We start from the raw sequence: 22,594 nt of genomic DNA on the forward strand, positions 1-22,594 counted from the left end.
CTAGGAGCACCATGCGCGTTACATACATTAAAGCTTTCAATGACAACTATATTTGGGCCATGCAAAGTGAAGACAACCGGTGTATTGTTTTTTGTCCCGGCGACGCAGCCCCAGTGCTGGCCTGGCTAGAAGAGCACAACTGCACACTCGCTGCTATTCTTGTGACGCACCATCACTACGACCATACAGATGGCATCGCTGACTTAGTGGCCGCCACACAATGCCGCGTCTACGGCCCTGCAGCAGAAACTATTCCATGCAATTCTCATCCAGTGCATCCTGGAGACACCATAACACCTGCACCTGGCTTTCCAAACTTTCAAGTCATAGCCTGCCCTGGCCACACCTTAGGCCATGTTGCATATTATGCTGCACCCCGCTTATTTTCGGGTGACACCCTATTCGCTGCGGGCTGTGGTCGCATGTTTGAAGGCACACCCGACATGTTCGTCCATTCTCTCGACACCTTTCGTGCTTTACCCGCAGACACAAAGATATATTGCGCCCACGAGTATACGGCTGCTAATCTGGAATTTGCTCTTGCTGTCGAGCCAGACAACCAAGACATTCAAGAACGAGCCGCCCTTGTGGCAAAGCAACGCAGCAACCAAGAAGCCACAGTGCCAAGCTTATTAAGTATAGAATTAAAAACGAATCCTTTTTTGCGCACCCATCTACCAAGTGTGCAAAAAGCAGCAGAACAGCGGGCTGGAAGGCAAATAACTCGAAAAGAAGAGGTGTTTGCTGTGATCAGGGAGTGGAAAGACACCTTCTAATTCCATACAATGTGCCTAGAATTTCACCAGCCATAACCACTTAAGCGTTTGCTTAAAGTGAGGAGAATAATAATAAATGAAGTACTCGTTCCTTCAGCGCAGCGCCCTTTTCGGCGCAGGTTTACTATTAAGTGGCTGTCAACTTATTGCACAAAACGAATTAGAAGCGCCCGTTACAGCAGAGCAGATCCCTCTACGAGAGGGGGTTGAACGCTATGCCATGACGCTACCCACAGAACAGCCTCAGCCTATTGAGCGCAATGACCTGTCGCCGTTGCAGCAAGCAGATCTGTGGGACCGCATTCGACTGCAGCTCACCTTAGATATACCTGAACACAGTCTTATTGAAGCCCATCGGAATTGGTATCTAAACAACCCGAATTATATCGAGCGCGTATCTCAGCGGGCCGGCCCTCTGCTGTACTTCATTGTAGAAGAAATTGAAAAGCGCGGCTTACCCCTCGAACTTGTACTTGTGCCCATTGTAGAAAGTGCCTACGACACCTTCGCTTATTCCCATGGACGCGCCAGCGGGCTATGGCAGTTCATCCCAAGTACCGCCATCCATTACGGCCTTGATATTAATTGGTGGTACGACGGCCGCCGCGATATTGTCGCTGCAACCGAAACCGCTCTTGACTACTTCGACCGCTTACACAAAACCTTTGACGGCGACTGGTTATTAGCTATTGCTGCATACAACGGCGGGCAAGGCCGTGTCGCTGCTGCTGTAAGAAAGAACAAGTCTCAAGGCAAGCCCACTGACTTTTGGTCTCTTTCACTGCCGCGAGAAACCCGCAATTATGTGCCAAAAATTCTTGCCTTAGCGAGTTTGTTGCACGAGCGCCACGAACAAACCTTAAGTTGGCGTTATGTCCCTAACCAACCTGTGCTTGACGTTATTGACGTAGGCCAACAAATGGACTTGGCCTTAGCCGCCAATATGTCAGGACTAGAGCTAGATGAGCTGCATCGTTACAACGCAGGGTATAACCGTTGGGCTACTACGCCTGAAGGTCCTTTTCATTTGTTGCTGCCTCGCCATGCAGCGGAGCAATTTAAAGAAAAGTTAGCTGAAACAGACCCTGCTACTTGGGTAAGTTGGAACCGCCACAAGGTCAAGCGAGGTGAGAGTTTAATCACCATTGCGCGCCGCTACCACACAACGCCTCGAGCACTGCAGCAGGCGAACAATATCTCAGGCAGCTTAATTCGCGCGGGTGACTACTTACTTATACCGGTAGCGAGTCAAGCGCTAAGTGACTACAGCCTGTCGACCGATCAACGGTTGGCCCAGTCTCAAAGTACTCCTAATCAAGGCCAGCGCATCGATCACAGGGTTGTTAGCGGCGACACTTTATGGGACTTAAGCCGAACATACAATGTCGGTGTAAGCCGTATAGCGCAATGGAACAATATGGCGCCTGGCGATATGTTACGTCCTGGCCAAACCCTTGCCATTTGGGTGCAAAACGAAGGCCAAACAACAAGCTCAGGTGTTACCCGTACGGTGCAATATCAGGTACGCTCGGGCGACTCGCTTGCGCGCATAGCCAGCCGTTTCCGCGTCACCATTCGTGACATTGAACGCTGGAACCAAATTAACCGAGAGCGTTACCTGCAGCCCGGGCAACGTCTCACCTTGCATGTCAATGTTGCTCAAGGAGGATAAACATGTATCACTCTTTAACTGCTGGTAAACGCACTTTTGCTTTCCTGTGCACGCTGCTGCTGGCCACATTCAGTTGCGTCAGCACCGCAGAAGAAGAGCAAGGCTTTCAAACTTCCATCGTCGGGACTGCCATTCTTGGCGACGGCACCTTGGTGAATATTAACTATCCACTGGCCTTTGAAGAGGTGAACGACATTTGGTACTTTCGCGCTGGCCAACAGCGCGTCGCCATTAGCGAGCCACCGCGCCAATACAATATGCAATTCGCCGTACAGCCTACCGACAATATGGCGTACTTAGCAGAGTTTAGCGACCGCTACATGCGTAGCTTTCAAGTCACCGTGGGCAAACATGTTATTGAGTTGCTACCGACATCTGAAGCTAAGTACGGCCTGCGATTAAGAATTGATAATCAATATTTACTGTTCGATCGCCGAACGCCGTCCTTAAGCATTCAGCTCGATAAGAATGGTATTACCGGGTTTCGTCCCGACGGCTTTATTCGCGACCTATCCATCCGCCGGGTTGAGTAACGCCAGTAAGTCTTCTTCCGTATGCACAGGAATGCCGAGCTCCTCTGCCCGAGTGCGCTTAGAGCCGGCATTCTCCCCGGCAAACACACCTGTGGTCTTACTCGAGACACTTCCTGCAACCTTTGCGCCCCGCGCTTCAAGCATGGCCTTCGCTTCCGCACGTTTTAACTGGGTCAAGGTGCCTGTTAACACATAGGTGTGCCCCGCTAAATCAAGTGCGTCTTCATCTACCGGAACCACTGCTTCCCAATGCACCGCCCGCTCGCCTTCTGTCAGCATACGAATGACATCGAGGTTATGAGGCGCTCGGAAGAAATTATATACATGAGCTGCAACCACAGTCCCTACATCACTAACTTCTTGAAGCTGTTCTTCCGAGGCCGCCATCAGCGCATCTAAGTCACCGAAGTGGGTTGCTAAGTTTTGTGCTGTCGCCTCCCCGACTTCACGAATACCTAGACTATATAGGAAGCGGGCAAAGGTGGTTTTTCGGCTTCGAGCAAGCGCATTGACTAAATTTTCTGCTGATTTTTGCCCCATACGAGGCAAACTCGCTAATTGGTGCACACTCAGTTTAAATAAGTCCGCTGGGTGCTTAATCCATTCTCTATCAACCAGCATTTCTACGAGCTTATCGCCCAAGCCGTCCACATCAAGGGCCTTGCGTGAAGCAAAGTGCTTAATGGCTTCTTTCCGCTGTGCGGCACAAAATAAGCCACCGGTACAACGTGCCACAGCTTCGCCCTCAACCCGTTCTACCGCCGACTGACAAATTGGGCAGGCCTCAGGGAAGACCACAGCGGTGCTGTCCTCAGGTCGCTCTTCAGCCACCACACCTACCACCTGAGGTATCACGTCTCCCGCTCGGCGGATAATCACGCGGTCGCCAATGCGGACGCCTAAGCGTTCAATTTCATCGGCATTATGTAAAGTGGCATTCGACACCACCACGCCCCCAACTGTGACAGGCTCAAGCCGAGCAACTGGGGTGATGGCTCCAGTGCGGCCCACTTGAAAGTCGACACCTCGTAGCCAAGTCAACTCTTCCTGCGCAGGGAACTTATGAGCAACCGCCCAACGTGGTGCCCGCGCCACAAACCCAAGTTTTTCTTGCAGGTCAATGGCATCAACTTTAAACACCACTCCATCGATTTCATAGGGCAAGTCACCCCGGCGGTCTAAAATGTCTTGATAATACACTTCACAGGCTTTGTTGCTGGTTAAGCGTTTGGTTTCGCGGCATACAGGAAACCCCCACGCCCGCAATTGTTCAAGTCGTCCGTAATGACTGTCGTTATCAAGTTGACGAGCAGGTGAGACCTCACCCATAGCGTAAGCATAAAAGTTCAGACCGCGCTCGGCCGTTATCCGAGAGTCCAATTGACGTAGGCTACCTGCAGCAGCATTGCGCGGGTTGGCAAATACTTTAGAGCCCGTGGCAAGGGCTTTTTCATTCATCCGCTCAAAGTGAGCGATATCCATAAAGACTTCCCCTCGCACTTCAAGTCGCTCTGGGTAGTCACCACGCAACCGAATAGGTATTGCGCGAATTGTTTTCACATTGGCGGTAATGTCTTCGCCTTGATAACCATCGCCACGCGTCGCACCTCGCACCAGCACGCCTTGTTCGTAAAGTAAGCTGACTGCCAAGCCGTCTAGTTTAGGCTCTGCGCACCAAGCAATATCTCCGCTCACGCCAGCTCGTTCTTGCACACGCTGTTGAAACGCCTGCAACTCGTCATGGTCAAAAGCATTGTCGAGGGAAAGCATAGGTACTGCATGCTGAACCTCCGGTAACTGGCCATGAGCTACGGCCCCCACCCGTTGACTGGGTGAGTCTGCAGAAAGCCACTCAGGGTGAGCTTGCTCTATTTCTTGCAAACGGCGGAAGAGCCGGTCGTATTCGGCGTCCGGAATACTGGGTGCGTCCAGCACGTAATAATTGTAATTATGGGTATCGAGTGCTTCGCGCAGGCGCAGCAGCTCTTGGTAAAGAGGATCAGTACTCATGGTATATAGTCCAGTTAAAACGCGACGTTAGCTTTTCTGTGCCATGCCGGCTGCGCCAGCCACATGCTGCTGACGCTCAAACTCTCGAATGCGCTGATAAGTATGCTGCACCGACTGTTTGGTAATTGGGTTGCGGTTGCTATCGAGCACAGCAGCCCGAGGCATGGCTTCCGCTATTTTATTGGCCGCGTTGTACATCATGGTAAAGGCTTTATGACCATCGCCAGGCACTGGTAACTCCATAAAGAGCACCACGCCACGGGTCGAAAAGGTTTCAATTTCGTCTAAATCAAATACGCCTGGGTTAAACATATTGGCCATACTGAACAGGGTTGGGCCTTTACCCGCTGTGTCCACATGCCGGTGGAATATGTCCATGTCGCCAAACTTAAAGCCAAGCTCTGTCACCGTTTGTAATAAAATAGCCCCTTGAATATCACCCGACACATACAAGCTAATCACTTGTGGCTCTTTCTCTGTGTTTGGTGTGTTTGTTTGTTCTGCTGCTGTGGCTTCCTCGGCAGGCTCTTCAGCACTTTCTTCTAGGTCCAAGGCACCAAGCTCGGGAGTTTTCTCCTCCGCATGCTCAGGCAGTGCTTCGCTGCTAATACTTGGTTGCTTTTGCTCTTCTTCAGGAAAGCTCATGGGCAACTGCTCTACAGCAACTTCTGGCTCTTGGCGCTCTGGGGTTGCTTTCGCACTTGTCGCTACGTTTGCAGGCTCGCTCCCCCCTTCGTCAAACAAGGTAGGTTGCTGCACTTCTTTCTTGGCCGTGTCTGCTTTAGCGGGCTGTTTTGCCGCCTTGCTGTCTGCTGTTTTAATGGTTCGCACCGCGCCAATGCCAAACTCATCGAACCCCGAACTGTCAGTTGCTCCTGGAGTGGACTGAGTCGGTGTCAATGAGGGCTCTGCTTTCCGAACCACCCGTTGTTTACGGCTGTTTTTACGAATCGACCAGAGCCCGTGCGCTAACGCCGCTAAAATAACTAAAAGACCAACAATAATGAGCAAAACTCGCAAACCATCCATCACTTATACCTTGTTCGTTGTTGTTAGGTGGCATCAGCAATTGCTAATGCTTCCTCTACGTCCACTGCAACTAAACGCGACACCCCTGGCTCTTGCATGGTCACTCCCACAAGGTGTGTCGCCATTTCCATTGCTATTTTATTATGACTAATATAAATAAACTGCACCGATTCTGACATCTCTTGCACCAAACGGCAAAAGCGACCTACGTTAATATCGTCCAGCGGTGCGTCCACCTCGTCGAGCAAACAAAACGGCGCAGGATTTAACCTAAATATGGCAAAAACAAGCGCCAATGCAGTCAGCGCTTTTTCGCCACCCGACAGCAAGTGTATAGTGCTATTTTTCTTGCCTGGCGGACGGGCCATAATAGTCACCCCCGTTTCCAACAAGTCGTCGTCGGTCAGCTCTAAGTATGCCATACCTCCCGAAAAGACTTTAGGGAACAAACGCTGTAAATCCGCATTTACTTGATCAAATGTATGTTTAAACCGCGTCCGGGTTTCTCGGTCTATTTTCTTAATGGCCTCTTCTAGTATATCGAGTGAGGCCTGTAAGTCTTCATGTTGGGCATCGAGGTAAGCTTGGCGTTCCGCTTGCGCCTCTACCTCTTCAATGGCGGCAAGGTTAATTGCCCCTAGCTGAGCTATTTTACTGCTGCATGTATCTAAGGCTTGCTGCCACTTTTTCTCTTCCGCTTCTTCCGGCAAATTCGCCAACACGTCCTTTAAAGACACACCCAGCTCATTGAAGGTGTCGAGCAATGCATGGCCACGCTCCCGAGACGCTGCTAATTCAAGTTTGCTAGCTTCCACTCGCTCGCGCTGCTTCACAATTTGCTCAAGCACCGCCGACTGACCTTTTTGTAAAACGCCTAACCGCTCTTGTACCGCGGCAAGGCTTTCCTTTTCCAGCAGTAGCCTTTGCTCTACGTCTTCTCGTTGCAGCAAGGCTTCCGCTAACTGCTCTTCAAGCAATAGCACTTCACTTTCCGTGTCCGTTTCTTGGCTCAGTGCTTGACGCTGCTCTGCCAATCGTTCTTGTTGCTCTTTCAGCCGCTGAATTTGTTGCTCTAAGTGCTGCCGTTTGCTTTGCACCTGCTGGCTTTCTAGTTGCAAACGATGCACCTGCTGTTGGCTTTCCACCACGGCCTGCTGCGCTGATTGCAACTGCTGCTGGAGTGTTTCGCCACGTTGCTCGGCCGCTTCAATACGTGGGCCGTAGTCCGCCTCGTCTTGCTCTAATTCAATTTGGCGCTGCTCTATGCTTTCTTGTTCAGCCATCAGTGCTAGCCAGCGCTCTTCCAGCGTATGCTGTTCTTCCTCTAAAGCCACTTTGCGTGCTTGTTCACGCGCGAAATCGCGCTCTGCACTTAAAAGACGCTCTTGGCTTCGTGCAACCTCTTGCTGAACAGTATTCACCTGTTGCTGAACCTGTTGCAGCCGGGACGCGTTTTCCGCCTGTACCTGTTGGTGTGCAGCCAATTCTTGCGCAAGGGCCGAACGCTGTGTTTTTAACTCCGCCAGCGCAGCGTCTAAACGTTCCGCTTCCTGTTGCCAAACCAATTGGCTATCGGCATCGTCAGGGCGACCGAGCACCCAGCCGCGGCCAAGTACTCGACCGTCTGTAAGCGCTACTGTATGCCATTCAGGTTGTTCCAGCAGCTGCTTCGCTGTGGCTTCATCCGTAGCGACAGCGACTCCTTGCAGCAACGCAAGCTGCTGTGCTTTGGCACCTAGCTGCAAAGCCAAGCTTTCTGTAGGCCACTCTAAACCTGGCGTGAAAGCCAATAAAGGCCTGTCAACAGCCACGGGCCACTGGCTGGGCTGCTCAGAAAATACCGGGGCAGCTAACCAGTGTTGTAATAGTGTTTCTGTGGCCGCAAGCCATTCATTAGGCACCTGTAAAAAATCACGCAATACACCTATGCTCGGGTGCTGTTCTAACCATGCCTTTAATGCAGGGAGCTCCTGCGGCTCTTGGCTACGCAGTAAGTGCTCTACCGAGCCTCGCTGCCCTTCAAGCTGGTGCTGTTGGCCAGCAAGCGCTTGTTCTTGTTGCTGTAATGTTTGACTCGCCTGCTCGTAGCCTTGCTGCTGCTCTTGCAACTGTGCCAGCTGGCTGTTTGCTTCTTCAAGCAAAGCTTGCTGCTGTTCCAATTCAGAACGAAATACATCGAGCGCCTTGGTGTCTTGATGCTGCAAAGTAGCAAGCTCGTCAGCCAACTGCTGTCGCCGTTGTTGCCCTTGCGTCATCAACTCTGTCGTTGCACGGCGCTCGGCTTGCAGCACAGCACTACGCTCCGTTAACTGAGACTGAGTGTCCCGCAACGACTGCCAGTCCTCTCGCCAATCCTGGTAACGCATGTCTGCTTCTTCGCGTTGCTCATTCACCAAAATGGATTGTTCTTCCGCAACCAAAAGCTGCTGCTGCAGATCTTCACCTGTTCCTTGCAACTCGTCACAAAGTGCTTGTTCTGCCGCCAACTCTTCTGCCAACTGCGTCGCATTTCTTGCGTATGTAGCCGCTTGCTCGGCTCGTTGTTGTGCCAGCTGACGTTGATAGCGAATGTCTTGTTCCAAGCTCGTGACCTGGCTCGACACCTGGTAAAATTGCGCTTGGGTTTGCTCTACCGTATCTTGCAGCGCTTGTTCTTGTTCTCGTAATTCCGTTTGACCACGCTCGCTGCCGCGCTGCTCTGCCTGCCACTTCTCCAGCTCCACTTCTTGGCTGGTGAGCTCTTGTTCCACTCGGTCGCATTGCTGCTGATAATGTAGCCAGCGCAGAGCCTGCAATTCACTTCGCAAGCGGCGCTCTTCCGCTTTTAAGGTTTGGTAACGACGCGCAGATGCTGCTTGGCGCTGTAACTTAGCCAGCTGTTTACCCAGCTCTTCGCGCACATCCGTTAGACGCTCTAAGTTTTCGCGGGTGCGGGCAATTCTATTTTCAGTTTCTTTACGGCGCTCTTTATACTTGGAAATGCCTGCCGCTTCTTCAATGAAGACACGTAATTCTTGGGGGCGCGACTCAATTAAACGTGAGATCATCCCTTGTTCAATAATGGCGTAGCTACGAGGCCCTAACCCCGTACCTAAAAACAAGTCGGTAATATCTCGTCGGCGACACTTGGTGCCATTTAAAAAGTATACGGACTGTCCTTCGCGGCTGACTTGCCGCTTCACAGACACCTCGTTGTAGTCTGCAAACTCGCCCTGCAAGCGTCTTTCCGTGTTATCGAAGACCAACTCCACACTTGCCTGAGACACGGGTTTACGGGCCGTGGAGCCGTTAAAAATAACATCCGTCATCGCGTCACCGCGCAGGTTCTTAGCACTACTTTCGCCAAGCACCCAGCGAACCGCATCAATTACATTCGACTTTCCACAGCCGTTCGGCCCGACAATGCAGGTCATCTGCTCGGGGAACGCCACTTTCGTTGAGTCTACAAAAGACTTAAATCCTGTTAATCGAATGTATTTTAGTCGCATGGAATCAGTTTAAAGTTATTTGAATGAAAATCATAGCACCTGGCTGCACTGTGAAACGTGAAGATGAGTTAAATGCTGAATTTTCATCCTTTTGCTGGGAATTTGAGCAAGCAAGGTCATACTTATCAGTTCCATTGGCATCCAAGGAAAGGAACTATTTGTTATGCACATGCAACATTATCATGCATTTTTAAATTATTTAGCCGCCGCCGATGTGGCCGCACTTATTATGGACAATCAAGGAAGGGTGTTAGCACATAACCCATTAAGCCAAGCCGTACGGCTGCATAAGGGGCAACGTCATTGGCAAGACCATTGCTTAAACTCACAAGGGCCTCGGCCTCACTCTGGGCAAACTGTGGTGTACTGGCACCCCAAATACAAGGCGACAGCTGCTCGCTTAGTAACAACCAAACTACAAGACTCCGGGCTTGTTCTGGCTCTCTTTTTAAACGCAGAAGACATTTCTAGCATCCAACAACAACTGGGTTTTGTACTCTATCACCCACAAGACAACGCCTGTTATTGGTCAGACTATGCCGCGAGCTTGCATGAGGAGTCTGCACCTTATTACAGCAAGTTGAGTATGCAACATTTTTTACAGTGGTATGTACCGCATCAGCGCGACCGTTTGCTGTACGCCATGCTTGAGTGTGAACGGGCCCATAAAGCGCAGCAGGTAACTTTACGTATAGCCCACTCGGGCAGGTGGGTCCGCTACTTGTGGCTCACCCTGCCAATCAATGGCAAACCACTAACCTGCGCGTTTATCCGGCAGGTCACCTCGCCGCGGGTCAAAGCCCTTATTCGTCCTCGTCTTCAAGTCGTTCAGGGCTGATTTTTTTGCTTGGTTGTACGCCTAATTCGCGAAACTTTTCAACGCGGCTAATTAAGTTACCTCGACCTGTCGACAACTTATTCATTGCCGCATCAAAGTGCTTGCTGGTGGTGGCTAAGCTATGTTCAATACGACTCAAGTCGTCCAAGAAGCCAACGAACTTGTCGTACAGCTTAGCCGCGTCACTGGCAATGCGCTTTGCATTCTGGCTTTGGTGTTCATATTGCCAAATGTTGTGCACCGTTCGCAGTGCCACCAGTAAATTAGTTGGGCTAACCAACATAATGTTTTGGTCCAGCGCCAGCCGAATTAATTCTGGGTCTTTGTCCACGGCTAATAAAAAAGCAGGCTCAATTGGCACAAAAAGCAATACATAGTCTAGGGTGGTCACCCCTTCGAGCTGCTGGTACTTTTTTCGCCCCAAATCTCGCACATGGTTTTTTAACGACTGAACATGCTCCGCCAAGGCTTTTTCTCGCTCCGCGTCTGTTTCAGCATTAAAGTAACGTTCATAGGCTGTTAGCGACACTTTGCTATCAACAATCACTTGGCGCTTTTCAGGTAAGTGAATAATGACATCTGGGCGGTAGTTTTTGCCTTCTTCTGCTCTGCGTTGAGCTTGCACTTCATATTCGTGACCGGCCCGCAGCCCCGACTGCTCTAAAATGCGCTCTAAAACCACTTCGCCCCATACCCCTTGCTGGCGGCTATCGCCCTTCAGAGCACGGGTTAACGACTCGGCTTCTGCTGTCATTTGCTTATTCAGTTCACGCAGGCTTAACAGCTCTTTTTGCAACGACATACGCTGACGCCCTTCCTCAGCATATTGGCTACCCACTTGCTGACGAAAAGCTTCCAGCTGCTGTTTTAAAGGATTCAAAGTAGACGCTAACCGTCGTTCGTTTGCCGTTTCAAATTGCTGCGCTTTTTGTTCAAAAATACGCTGGGCTAAGCGTTCAAATTCGTTTTTTAAGCGTTCTTCACTTTCACTTAAACTGGTGAGTTTGTCTTGCATATGTTGGTGGGCCGCACCAGCAAGTGCCCGCTGCTTATCCAGCTCCGCGGTTAGCAATACCCGCTGCTCTTGTAAATAGCGGTTGCGTGCATGGGCACGCGAAAGCAACACCAGCAACAACACAAAAAGGGCAGCAACGACTGTTGCTGCCCCCATCCAGAATGTACTTGAAAAGGTGTCAGTGACCATTTATTTGCTGTCAAGCTCTGCTATTTTAACGGACCAAATAGCCGGGCCAGCTTCATGGGCATTATTCCCTAAACTGTCCACTGCTACGGTGACCGGCATGTCTTCCACTTCAAATTCATAAATGGCTTCCATACCTAGGTCTTCAAACGCCACCACTTTCGCTTTTTTAATGGCCTTCGACACCAAGTAGGCAGCCCCACCCACGGCCATCAGATACACAGCATTATGCTTGGCAATGCTAGCGACTGTTTCTGGACCACGCTCCGCTTTTCCGATCATGCCCAAAATACCGGTTTCTTCCAGCATTTGGTCGGTAAACTTGTCCATACGGGTCGCCGTTGTTGGTCCTGCTGGGCCAACCACTTCGTCGCCCACTGGGTCCACTGGGCCAACGTAGTAAATAAACTTGTTTTTCAAGTCCACCGGTAGTGGCTCGCCCTTATCCAACATTTCTTTCATGCGCTTGTGGGCTGCGTCTCGGCCTGTATATAGTTTTCCAGACAACAGTACGGTTTCACCCATACGCCATTCAGCAATATCTGCAGGTGTTAGCGTGTCCAGGTTCACTCGGCGCGCACTGTCGCCCACTTCCAAGGTAATGTCTGGCCAGTCTTCTAAGCGCGGTGGCTGCAAGTCGGCTGGGCCGCTTCCATCGAGTGTAAAGTGGGCGTGACGTGTCGCAGCACAGTTTGGAATTAAGGTCACAGGCTTCGAGGCAGCGTGAGTCGGCATGGAGTTAATTTTCACATCCACCACTGTGGTTAAGCCGCCAAGCCCTTGGGCACCAATTCCTAATTTATTCACACGCTCGTAAATTTCTAAACGCAAGGCTTCTTCCGGCGTTTCAGGGCCACGATCAATCAGCTCTTGAATGTTCACAGGGTCCATCAGTGACTCTTTTGCCAATACGGCCGACTTCTCAGCTGTACCACCAATACCAATTCCTAGCATACCAGGTGGACACCAGCCCGCACCGAGCTTCGGCATGGTTTCCACGACCCAGTCAGCAATGGAGTCGCTCGGGTTAAGCATGGCCATTTTGGTTTTGTTTTCAGAGCCACCCCCTTTCGCTGCAATCATCACTTCAACTTTATTGCCAGGTACCATGTCAATGTGCACAACAGCTGGGGTGTTGTCTTTGGTGTTGACTCGAGCTCCAGCAGGGTCTGCTACAATCGAGGCTCGTAGCGGGTTGTCTGGGTTGCTATATGCGCGACGCGTGCCCTCGTTCACCATTTCTTGCACCGTTAAGTCTGTTTTGTCCCACTGCACTCCCATGCCTACTTTTACAAAGCAGGTCACTATGCCTGTGTCTTGGCATAAAGGGCGATGCCCTTCTGCTGACATCCGCGAGTTCACCAACATTTGCGCTATGGCGTTTTTTGCTGCTTCACTCTGCTCTCGCTCATAAGCTTCTGCGAGTGCATCGACAAAGTCTAAGGGGTGGTAATAAGAAATAAATTGCAGCGCATCTTCAATGCTATCGATAAAATCTTGTTGACGAATTACAGACATGCGAACCTCATTTAAACTGGTCAAAGGTGTGTGTTTTTATGGCCACCCAGACTCAAAAAAAGTGTCGAAATATGAGCCGTATGATACCCTTAAACAGATTTAATCGCTAGTCACAGGCTACTTACCTATGCATAAAGAAAATAATAAAAACACAACTATATACCCCGTTGAATATCGCCTTTGGAGTAACACGCAGGCACTTTTTGCTCCTTTTGCCGACGAACCTTGGGCCATTTTACTCGACTCCGCCAATGCCCATCATCCCGACAGTCGGTACGATATCATCGTACGTAAACCAGAACGGACCATCCGCCTTATCGACCAACAACTTATCTGCCAGCCCCCCTTACCCGAAACCTCAAACACTCCCCCAACAGACCTCTTCACCACCATACAAGCTGCCCTCGCACCCTATCAAGACATGCAGTCGAATATCCCATTTTGCGGTGGCGCTGTGGGCTACTTTGGTTACAATGCGGGACAAAATGCAGGTTATGAAAAAGCAGGGGTCGCGTCTGACATTGCCATGCCCGACGCTGCCGTCGGTATTTATACCCACGCCTTAGTTATTGACCATCAGGACAAACAAAGCTACATCGTTGCACCCAGCCATATGAGCCAGACCGACGCGGAAGCTTTTTGGCGCGCAGAAGCTCCAACCGTTGTGCCTTTTAAGCGCCACAGTGAGTGGCAGAGTAATCTCACCGAAGCAGAATATATTGAACGTTTTGAACGCTTCCAAGCCTATGTCGCTGCGGGCGAATGCCACCATATCAACCTTGCTCAACGTTTTACCGCGGAATGCACCGGCAGCAGCTGGCAAGCTTACACCACCTTACGGGAAACCAATGGCACCCCTTTCTCCGGGTTTATGAACTTAGAAGAAGGAGCCGTGCTTAGCTTATCGCCCGAACGCTTTGTGCGTGTCAGTGAAACTGGCGAGCTACAAACCAAGCCCATCAAAGGCACCCGCCCTCGTCATGCGGTACCCAGCAAAGACGCGGCGCTTGCTGCTGAGTTACTCGCCTCGGAAAAGGAGCGCAATGAAAACCTACTCGTGGTTCAGCTATTAACCGACGACATTCGCCCAGTCTGTGTACCTGAAAGTATTCAAACTCCGCAGCTGCTGGCCATAGAAAGCTTTCCTGCTGTGCATCATTTGGTTAGCACCCTTGTCGCGCAGTTAAAGCCAGGCCACGACGCCCTCGACTTAATGCGGGCCGTCATGCCCGGGGGGTCTATCACCGGCCATCCGAAGCAGCAGGCCATCGACGTCATCGCCGAGCTCGAGCCACACCAACGCTCTGTGTATTGCGGTAGCCTAGCGTATTTTAGCTTTCACGGTGCGGCCGATAGCAATGTCACTATTCGTACCTTGTGCCACAGCCAAGATAAGCTGCATTGTTGGGCTGGCGGTGGTATTGTGTCCCAGTCGGTAGCAAGCGAGGAGTACCAAGAAACCTTCGACAAGGTTGCTCGCATACTGCCCTATTTATAATCTAGAAGGAGTATTAAGCCGTTTGTGTCGTGCCAATTAAATGAATTTGTAACTCAGTTTAGTTTGCATCCGCCTGCAGCTCAGGCATGGCCTGATTTCGCTTGGCATAAATCCGCGGTTTTAATTCCTGTCCGTCAGGGGCGTAGCGAGTTAGAAGTTATTCTCACTCGCCGCACCCCGCACTTACGCCACCATGCAAGCCAAATTTGTTTTCCCGGTGGACGAATGGACGCAAGTGACCCTTGCTTGCAGTACACTGCTTTACGTGAAACCCAAGAAGAAATTGGTTTAGCACCGCAGCAAGTTGATATTATTGGGCAATTACCCGAGCAACCCGTTCTTTCTCGTTTTATGATTCAGCCATACCTGGGTGTGGTAACAAGCGAGTCCCCTTTCTATTTAGCCACAGATGAAGTAGCAGAGGTATTAACTGTACCGCTCCGCGTGCTCTTGGATCAGCGCAACCATTTACAGGTAAAGCGCAATGACCCGCTGTATCCGACGGTGCACTTTATTCCTTGGCAGGGGCAACTTATTTGGGGCGCAACAGCTGCTATCATTCGAACCCTCGCTGACCAAATGAACCCGCAAGGCAAGCATCTATACACTCCGGTCTTTTAACGATAAGCTCAACAAGCTGAGCTAGACATCTTCTTGGAGCGAATAATGCCCGCATCGACAAATAACAACGAAAGCCCTATCGACTTCGCCACGGTATTAGCCGCCAGCGTGCATGACATGAAAAATGGCCTCTTTCTCTTATTGCAGTCTATCGAACAGGTAGCCGCCGAGGTAGAAAGTGCTCAACCTCGCAGCCGCCTGGCCGATATTCACTATGAAACCCAACGGTTAAATACGGGCTTAATGCAATTGCTCAGTTTGTACCGTCAAAGTCACGACCACTTGCCTTTGAATATGCAAGAAGTGTTTCTTGACGACATTGCCGACGAACTTGTGGCTAATAACCAGTTTTATGCGCGCCACCATCATGTGGAGCTTCGGGTGGACTTAGTAAATGAAGGCAGCTGGTATTTCGATCAACATTTAGTTTTAGTCTTGCTGAACGACGTGGTTATCAATGCGCTGCGCTACGCCAAACAGCAGGTGCAAGTAAAGCTAGGAGTCGACACGGTACTCAACCGTTTTTATGTTGAAGTGCACGACGACGGTGAAGGGTACCCACAAAGCATGATAGACAGCATGGGGATTGAGCCAGGCAATATGGTATTAAGTGCCGGCCGCACTGGGCTTGGCTTATACTTTTCTCACTTAATCGCCCAAGCGCACCAGCAAAACAACAAACAAGGCTCTATCTGGCTCAGTAACGATAGCCCTCTAGGTGGCAGCAAGTTTACATTGCAACTACCGTAATAAATGGAAGTCAGGTACAGTGATATGCATAACAATAAGGACGTAAAACCATAATATGCTCCTAGCCATTATTATTCTTATTTTCGCTTTAGCTCTTCTAGCTGTCGGTGTAAATGCTATTCAGCAGCATAAGCAACGCGTTGAGCTAGAAAGGCGGCAAAAAATACACCGTTACCGCAATATACTTGAGGAAACGGAAGACTTAATGACCATCGCCAGCGACTTTCCCGTGGGTAAAGCATTGATGCATGTGCTCCGTTGTCGGGCCCGAGACTCGTTAAAGCTGCTCATTGACGTACAGCCTAATGTGGCCGAATTGAAAGCCCGGCTGGAAGAGTATGAAGAGGCCATTGCGGGCTACAATCCCAACGACAAAAGCCTATTAGTTGAAAACTTCTCCATACCGGCTCATGACAAACAAATCGTCGTCATGTTACAAGGCCTGAAGAAGTTGCGCAAAATGCTACGCTCTGAACACGGCCGCAATCGAGTCGACAGCAATATCTTCCATGAAGAAGACAGACGTATTGAAAAAGCCCTTATACGCATTAGCGCCGAAAGCCTTATCCGACGTGGTGAAGCTGCTTTCAGTACAGGCATGATAGGCTCTGCACGACAGTATTTAGAAAAAGCCAAGCGAACCTTAGACGAAGTCACTTTCAGTGACGACTACATCACAAAAAAGCTGGCTTATATTGACCAAAAGTTGAAGGAAATAATGGAAACCCTGCGGGTAGCCAATGCCAAAGATGCAGCCAAGCGGGACGAAAAGTCTGATATAGACGAATTATTTCAGCCAAAGAAAAAGTGGTAGCGGACATGAGTTTAAAAGACCAATTAAGCCAGCTTGTGTACAGTACAGAGCAAGGCAAAATAACTCCCGAAGAAGCACCCGAGCAGGTTCCTCAAGGCGACGGTATTGTCCGCATTCGCCGTGAAACCAAAGGCCGTAAAGGCCGCGGTGTTACTGTAATTGAAGGCTTAGGAGTAACCCAGGCCGAGCTAAAAGACATAGCAAAACAATTAAAGAAGCGCTGTGGCGTAGGCGGTAGCACAAAAGAATATGCAATTGAAATTCAAGGAGACCAGCGGGAAGCCTGTGCCGAATGGTTACGGTCGAAAGGCTATACAGTGAGGTTTTCTGGCGGTTAGTTTACAGTGAATACCTTGTCGAACTGAGCATTCAACAGCACCTGCCGCACTTCGTCACGGCAATTTATTAAGGCTATTTCAATCGAGGTGCGGGCAAAGGTTTTCCTTAGGTTAAGCAGCATGCCCAAACCTGAGCTGTCGATATGCTCCACCCCTTTGAAGTCAATAACAATTTTCTCCACCGTCGGGGCTATCCCCGTATATGCTTCACGAAATGCGCCCACCAAATGAAAGTCGAAAACACCCTTCACCATAATGGTGAGCTGGTTATCTTCTGTCGAATAGCGAATAGGTAAGGTCATAAAGTTGTGGTTATATCTATTAGTTACTACTTATTTAAGAATACACTGTTATGAACTATACTGCCACTACAATTACTTATATAAAGGTACAGTTTAGTTTGTCTTTGCTTCACTTTCATGGGAAAGTGCCTCTCTCTAAGGCCTTCGTAGCAACAAGAGAGAGGCAACAAATGTTTACAGGTCTGGACGTTGCTTGTATTTCTCGTAGAGCTGTAACTGCCTATTACTTAAGTCTAGGGCCCGTCCCTCAATAAACATATAGCCAATATTCTGCGTTAGCTGGTTCAATACATCGCCTGCCGAAACAATCACGGTGGCATGTTTACCCACCTCGAGAGAACCCAGCGTATCTTCAACACCCATTAAGCGAGCTGGGGTTAAAGTAATAGCGCGCAAGGCGTCTTGGTATGGCAGCCCGAAGGCAACTGCATGGCCTGCCGCAAATGCAAGGTTTCGGCTATCCCAATACCCAGGGTAAGCAATAGCAAACTCTACCCCTGCAGCCGCCAACACAGCCGGTGCCGTGAAAGCCGTATCGTAAGCCTCATCAACCCGGCTTGGAAGCCCGTAAGCATGGCCGTACACAACCGGAATACTCTCAGCTGCTAAGGTTTCTGCAAGCATCCAGCTGTCACGCGCGCCCACAAAGGTGAGGTCAAAACCATAAGCGCGGTTGAACTCTATTGCTTGCTCTAGTTGGCGTCGGTCATTTGCGTGCACATAAAGCTTCATTTCGCCTTGAAATAAAGCCCGCATGGCTTCCCAACGTTGATCAACCTGCTGCTGCGTGCCAGCCAAACGGCCTTCGTGGTACGCATGAGCTGTTTCGAAAACTTCAACCAGCTGCTCGTAGGCTTTTGCATTCGCTTTGCGTTGCTCTGCAGGTGAGCGGCGTTCCCACCAAGCACTGTTCAAACCAACCCGAGGCCAACTAATGTGCAACGCCACAGGGCCCGCTTCCAGCGCATCGGCCCAATGCCAACCATCGAGCTGCATCAAGCTCGAGCGGCCATTCACTAAGCGGCCTTGCGGTACAACTTGGGCATGGGTAATTCCCATATACCGCAGCGTCGGAATAATGTCTGAGTCGGCATTAAATGCATGGTGTGCTAACACCTCGGGGGTGACATTCCCTACTTCCCGTAAGTCGTTGGTGGGCCGCGCTTGTTCAAGTTCAATCATACCCAGGGTGGTGTCTAAAGCCACCAGGCCTGGGTACACGTGCTGACCTGAAACATTCAGCACTTGGGTGCCAGCTGGAACATCTAAGTTCTTACCCATGGCAGCAATACGGCCGTCTATCATCAGCAGGTCCGTATTGGCCAAGGTCCCTTGACTCACCGTGTGCAGGGTTCCCCCTTGCAATAGTATGGGCTGGGTCTGCTTTTCACCCGGCACTAAGTTGTGCGCTTGCAAAGGCAGCGCAACAAGTAATAAAAATACGCCTAAAATACGTTTCATTAATGCGCTCCTTCCATTTCAACAAACTCCGTCCAACGCCACACATCGTGGTTGTCTTCACACTGCCACGTTGGCTGCTCTGCACGATACCCATTACGGTTGCCACGTTTGGCTTCACTGCCTTGGCTTAGCACCTTTTCAATAAGCAGTTGGCGTTCGTTAGCCACTTCGGCTCGGCGTGCAAGGTCGGCTTGTCGGTCAAAGTATTTCCGCCCTTCTATCCAGGTTTGCTGAACTTGCGCATAGGCAGAAAGCGGTGGCGCATTCCACAAAACAAAGTCTGCATGCTTACCAACCGTAATACTTCCAACATGCTCTTCAACTTCCATTTGCATGGCTGGGTACAGGGTGATCATTTTCAAAGCTTCGTACTCGCTCATGCCGCAGTAGCGAACAGACTTAGCTGCTTCCGTATTTAATCGGCGTTGTAAGTCATTACTATCCGAGTTAATGCTGGTCAGCACGCCTTTCTCCATGAGTTGGCAAGCATTTTGTGGCACTGCGTCATAGGCTTCAAATTTGAAAGCCCACCAGTCAGCAAAGGTAGACGCATTTGCACCATGTGCACGCATCTCGTCGGCTACTTTGTAACCTTCTAGAATGTGCGTAAAGGTATGAATGCGGAAGCCTAACTCTTCCACCACGTCCATCAAGGCCAGCACTTCCGACGCCACATAGCTATGTACGTGGGTATGACGTTTGCCTTGGAGTATTTCAAGCAAGGTTTGCATGCGGTAGTCTGTGCGCGGTGGAGCAGTGCGTCGACGCTCCGTTCGGCTCAGCGCTGCATAGGCTTCTTGGGCTTGACCGTACTCTCGAGCAGACTGGAAGTAGTCACGAATAAGCGCAGCAACACCCATACGGGTTTGTGGGTAACGAATTGTGTTCATATCGCCCCAGTTGCTTTGTTTTACGTTTTCACCCAAGGCCATTTTTATGGTCCAAGGCACTTCTTTGAATTTCAAGCCTTCCGCGTCTTGTCCCCAGCGTAGCTTAATAGCTTGGCCTTGGCCCCCAATGGGGTTCGCTGAGCCATGCAGCAAATGCGCAACCGTGGTACCGCCTGCCAACGAGCGATAAATGTGAATATCGTCTGGGTTAACCACGTCACCAATGCGAACTTCGGCCGTCACAGGCTCTGTGCCTTCATTCACCCCTTGCGAAATAGCAATGTGTGAGTGCTCATCAATAAAGCCCGGTGTAATATGCATGCCGGCAGCGTCTATCACCTGGTAGCCCCGCGGGGTTGACAAGTTTTTGCCTATTCGGTGAATCAAACCATGACGCACAATAATATCTGTGTCCGTTAATATTCCCTGGTCATCGGCCGTCCAAATGGTTGCACGACGAATATGCAAGTTGGCTTGTTCTGGCTGTTGTCTCATTCCAAACCCAAGGTTTGGCCAGGTCAACTCGCTCACATATTCGGGACTGCCTGCAGTAGCCTTGCTTGGCGCGTCGGCAGCTGGCGGCTCTGGACGGGTCGCGGTGAAGGTTATTAATTCACTGGCAGCGTTCTGAGCGCGCCCTGCAAAGCCAGTTAACGACTCAGGCTGTAAACGAAACCTATGCACGCCTGCAATGCCTATCGAAGACAAGTCGGCATGGAAGTACAACACACTGTCTTCTGTGCGTACGCCCTGAAGCCGAATACGGGTGTCACCTTGACTTAAACTGCCGCTCATTCGCCCTTCATTTTCAATGGTTAAGGTCAGCTCTTGGCCCGCAAATGTCAGCGAGTAGTCGCCGGCAAAAGAAGCTGGGTGCATTTCCTGCAACCGAGACTCTTGCCCTTGCAGCCAGACCGACACAATCTCACCATCAGCAAATAAGTCCCCGCGGCTGACCACAAAGTCGGCACGGTAACCGGTCTGCAAACGCCCGGCTTGATCCGCCACACCTGCTATTTCAGCAGGAACTGTGGTTAAGGCTGCAAGCGCGCGCGTGGGCGACAAACCATGCTCCACGGCTTTCCGCACATTGGCCCAAAAGTCCGACTTCTTCTCTAAACCATGGCTAGTAAAAGCGAATCGAACGCCGGCATTAGCAAGTGCAGCCGGGTTTCCAGGTGCTCGTTCCCAATGGCGTAAATCAGCCAGTGGCACATCAAGTTCTGCAAATTGCCCCTGCATGTCAGGCGCTGCAGGAAAGTTAAGAGGTAAAATCAGGTCGACGCCGGAAGCCTTTACTTCATTTAAGCGGGTATATTCAAAACCCGAACCAACCACAGTTAAAGGAACGGAGAATTCAGAAAATACACGCGCCGCACGCAGCAAGTTATGCTCATCCGACGCTTCAAATACAAACCCCTCCGTTTGTACACGCGCCAATGCGTCTAAGGCGGCATTGAATTCAACCGGCCCTTGCATGCTTTGCTTGCCTTGCGCTTCTTTATACCAAGCAGCGTCCGACAAGGTTTGGCGAATTAACGCGATACTTCCCATCAGCGAGCTTGGGTATTGCTGCTTAGAGCTGCCCTTATCAAAGGAAGCGAAGTGGCGTGCATAAGCTTGGTAAATCACATCGTTCGGTCGTTTGTCTGCCAGCGACACTGTGGTGGCGCGACCACGAAAAATACCGTCAAGGCGAGCTGTTTGCACTGCTGTGAAGCCCAAGTCTATATAACCTTTGGCATCACGGTTTTGCACTTTCACAGTGTCAAACCAATTACGCTCTGCGTGAATGGCCGCATTACTTCCATTCCCACCTTCACGCGCATTACTATACTGCGGGCGCTGGCCACGGCTACGTGGAGCTGGCGTGCCAGCCTGCTCTACAGCATAGTTGCTATAGGGGTCAATGAACCCAGGGTAAATCGTATAACCTGTGGCGTCGATCACCCGCGCCCCTTCAGGCGCTCTATTGTTGCTATTAATGGCTTGTATTATGCCGTCTTTCACGACCAGTGTGGCATGCTCTAACGACTTCCCCGGCTCTGTCACAACCGTTGCGTTGGTCAGTGCCACAAAACTCGGGTTCTTTTCGTGTAAGCCACGAGCGGGCGTGGTTTGGTCGGCCAGGGCAAGAACACTTACCCCCGCAGCCGCCACCGCACTAAGGCCAAGCCAAGCGCTTCTTCGCTTCATCTTCCTACCTCATTGTGATTTAATTTTGTTATTCTTTAGTTGTGACTGGTTTATAAGCAAATGGCAAGGCCGCTCCGATGAAGCGTCCGCAGAGAACGATAAACCTCAGAATCTTTTATTTCTTTCCCAAGAAAAAAGTGTATGGTATGAATATTAGAGCTTGTTAATCAATAGGATAATATTTCACATGAAAATTTTTAAGTTACTTCCGTTTGTGGCTGTATTAGGTCTTACATGTACTGCACCACTCGCTTCTGCTGACACATTCGTTGATGCTGATGACACCGTTGAATATCGTCAGCAGGCTTTCTCGCTCATTCGCGATAACTTTGGCATCATGGCGGGTATGGTGCGCGGTGAAATTACATTCGACGCAACGCAATTCCAACAACATGCAGACGCAGTTAAGCATTTAGCTCATATTCCTCTAGCGGGCTTCTCAGGTGCGGGAGAAAACGTCACTAAGGACAGCGCAGCCTTGCCTAAAATCTGGCAAAACTGGGATGACTTTAACAGTAAAATGGATGATTTAGTGAATGCTGCAGCAGAACTTGCAGAGGCAGCTGAAAGTGGCAACATCCGCACTATAGCCCCTAAGTTTATTGTCACAGCGGGCACCTGTAAGCAGTGCCACGACAACTACAAAGCAGACTAAAGGC

At 50.4% G+C, this 22,594-nt stretch carries 18 protein-coding genes; 10 read left to right on the forward strand and 8 right to left on the reverse strand.

The window, feature by feature from the left end; translation table 11 throughout:
- Positions 1–11 precede the first annotated feature (11 nt).
- From gloB to CWE15_RS06990, 3 genes are all read left to right on the forward strand, one after another.
- Entirely contained in the window at positions 12–776 is a 765-nt protein-coding gene (gene gloB, locus CWE15_RS06980; RefSeq protein ID WP_126757373.1) for a hydroxyacylglutathione hydrolase, read from the forward strand.
- Positions 777–852: 76 nt separating this feature from the next.
- The gene (locus CWE15_RS06985) at positions 853–2,448 is read left to right on the forward strand and encodes a lytic transglycosylase (RefSeq protein WP_126757374.1); all 1,596 of its coding nucleotides are present in this window, start codon (positions 853–855) and stop codon (positions 2,446–2,448) included.
- Between the two features lie 2 nt (positions 2,449–2,450).
- Entirely contained in the window at positions 2,451–2,981 is a 531-nt protein-coding gene (locus tag CWE15_RS06990; protein ID WP_126757375.1) for a hypothetical protein, read from the forward strand.
- Here CWE15_RS06990 and ligA read toward each other — a convergent pair.
- The 3 genes from ligA to CWE15_RS07005 are packed head-to-tail and all read right to left on the reverse strand — an operon-like array spanning position 2,958 to position 9,508.
- Positions 2,958–4,991, reverse strand: coding sequence for an NAD-dependent DNA ligase LigA (ligA, locus tag CWE15_RS06995; protein ID WP_126757376.1), 2,034 nt, complete (start codon positions 4,989–4,991; stop codon positions 2,958–2,960). The two genes, CWE15_RS06990 and ligA, sit on opposite strands and share 24 nt — an antisense overlap.
- Positions 4,992–5,018: 27 nt before the next feature.
- Positions 5,019–6,020 carry a cell division protein ZipA gene (gene zipA / locus CWE15_RS07000; RefSeq protein ID WP_126757377.1) on the reverse strand — a complete coding sequence of 334 codons (1,002 nt, stop codon included), beginning with the start codon at positions 6,018–6,020 and terminating at the stop codon, positions 5,019–5,021.
- Positions 6,021–6,043: 23 nt separating this feature from the next.
- Positions 6,044–9,508, reverse strand: coding sequence for an AAA family ATPase (locus CWE15_RS07005; RefSeq protein WP_126757378.1), 3,465 nt, complete (start codon positions 9,506–9,508; stop codon positions 6,044–6,046).
- Between the two features lie 163 nt (positions 9,509–9,671).
- On the opposite strand from CWE15_RS07005, the gene CWE15_RS07010 reads away from it, so the two are divergent.
- Positions 9,672–10,346 (forward strand): hypothetical protein, encoded by a 675-nt coding sequence (locus CWE15_RS07010; protein WP_126757379.1) that lies wholly within the window; start codon positions 9,672–9,674, stop codon positions 10,344–10,346.
- Here CWE15_RS07010 and rmuC read toward each other — a convergent pair.
- Together rmuC and CWE15_RS07020 are read right to left on the reverse strand one after the other, a co-directional pair.
- Positions 10,312–11,517 (reverse strand): DNA recombination protein RmuC, encoded by a 1,206-nt coding sequence (gene rmuC, locus CWE15_RS07015; protein ID WP_241971867.1) that lies wholly within the window; start codon positions 11,515–11,517, stop codon positions 10,312–10,314. The genes CWE15_RS07010 and rmuC overlap by 35 nt on opposite strands.
- Positions 11,518–11,550: 33 nt before the next feature.
- The gene (locus tag CWE15_RS07020) at positions 11,551–13,065 is read right to left on the reverse strand and encodes a fumarate hydratase (protein ID WP_126757381.1); all 1,515 of its coding nucleotides are present in this window, start codon (positions 13,063–13,065) and stop codon (positions 11,551–11,553) included.
- A gap of 127 nt (positions 13,066–13,192) precedes the next feature.
- On the opposite strand from CWE15_RS07020, the gene CWE15_RS07025 reads away from it, so the two are divergent.
- Genes CWE15_RS07025 through yciH form a run of 5 tightly spaced genes read left to right on the forward strand, consistent with a single transcriptional unit; the run spans position 13,193 to position 17,086 of the window.
- Positions 13,193–14,563, forward strand: coding sequence for an anthranilate synthase component I family protein (locus CWE15_RS07025; protein WP_126757382.1), 1,371 nt, complete (start codon positions 13,193–13,195; stop codon positions 14,561–14,563).
- A gap of 24 nt (positions 14,564–14,587) precedes the next feature.
- A complete protein-coding gene (locus CWE15_RS07030) occupies positions 14,588–15,184 on the forward strand; it encodes a CoA pyrophosphatase (protein ID WP_157980729.1) in 597 nt (198 codons plus the stop codon).
- A gap of 45 nt (positions 15,185–15,229) precedes the next feature.
- On the forward strand, positions 15,230–15,934 hold the full coding sequence (locus CWE15_RS07035; RefSeq protein ID WP_126757384.1) for a sensor histidine kinase: 705 nt from the start codon (positions 15,230–15,232) through the stop codon (positions 15,932–15,934).
- A gap of 55 nt (positions 15,935–15,989) precedes the next feature.
- Positions 15,990–16,748 carry a hypothetical protein gene (locus tag CWE15_RS07040; RefSeq protein WP_126757385.1) on the forward strand — a complete coding sequence of 253 codons (759 nt, stop codon included), beginning with the start codon at positions 15,990–15,992 and terminating at the stop codon, positions 16,746–16,748.
- A gap of 5 nt (positions 16,749–16,753) precedes the next feature.
- Positions 16,754–17,086 carry a stress response translation initiation inhibitor YciH gene (gene yciH, locus CWE15_RS07045; protein ID WP_126757386.1) on the forward strand — a complete coding sequence of 111 codons (333 nt, stop codon included), beginning with the start codon at positions 16,754–16,756 and terminating at the stop codon, positions 17,084–17,086.
- Here yciH and CWE15_RS07050 read toward each other — a convergent pair.
- From CWE15_RS07050 to CWE15_RS07060, 3 genes are all read right to left on the reverse strand, one after another.
- A complete protein-coding gene (locus CWE15_RS07050) occupies positions 17,083–17,388 on the reverse strand; it encodes an STAS domain-containing protein (RefSeq protein WP_126757387.1) in 306 nt (101 codons plus the stop codon). The genes yciH and CWE15_RS07050 overlap by 4 nt on opposite strands.
- 174 nt (positions 17,389–17,562) lie before the next feature.
- Positions 17,563–18,849: an amidohydrolase family protein gene (locus tag CWE15_RS07055; protein ID WP_126757388.1), complete on the reverse strand. Its 1,287-nt coding sequence runs from the start codon at positions 18,847–18,849 to the stop codon at positions 17,563–17,565.
- Complete coding sequence (locus CWE15_RS07060) at positions 18,849–21,935, reverse strand: amidohydrolase family protein (RefSeq protein WP_126757389.1); 3,087 nt, start codon at positions 21,933–21,935, stop codon at positions 18,849–18,851. The genes CWE15_RS07055 and CWE15_RS07060 overlap by 1 nt, the downstream gene beginning before the upstream one ends.
- Positions 21,936–22,122: 187 nt before the next feature.
- Here CWE15_RS07060 and CWE15_RS07065 point away from each other — a divergent pair, with 187 nt between their 5' ends.
- Positions 22,123–22,590 carry a c-type cytochrome gene (locus tag CWE15_RS07065; RefSeq protein WP_126757390.1) on the forward strand — a complete coding sequence of 156 codons (468 nt, stop codon included), beginning with the start codon at positions 22,123–22,125 and terminating at the stop codon, positions 22,588–22,590.
- Positions 22,591–22,594 lie beyond the last annotated feature (4 nt).

It is taken from the genome of Aliidiomarina taiwanensis, from assembly GCF_003987015.1.
Lineage (GTDB): Bacteria > Pseudomonadota > Gammaproteobacteria > Enterobacterales > Alteromonadaceae > Aliidiomarina > Aliidiomarina taiwanensis.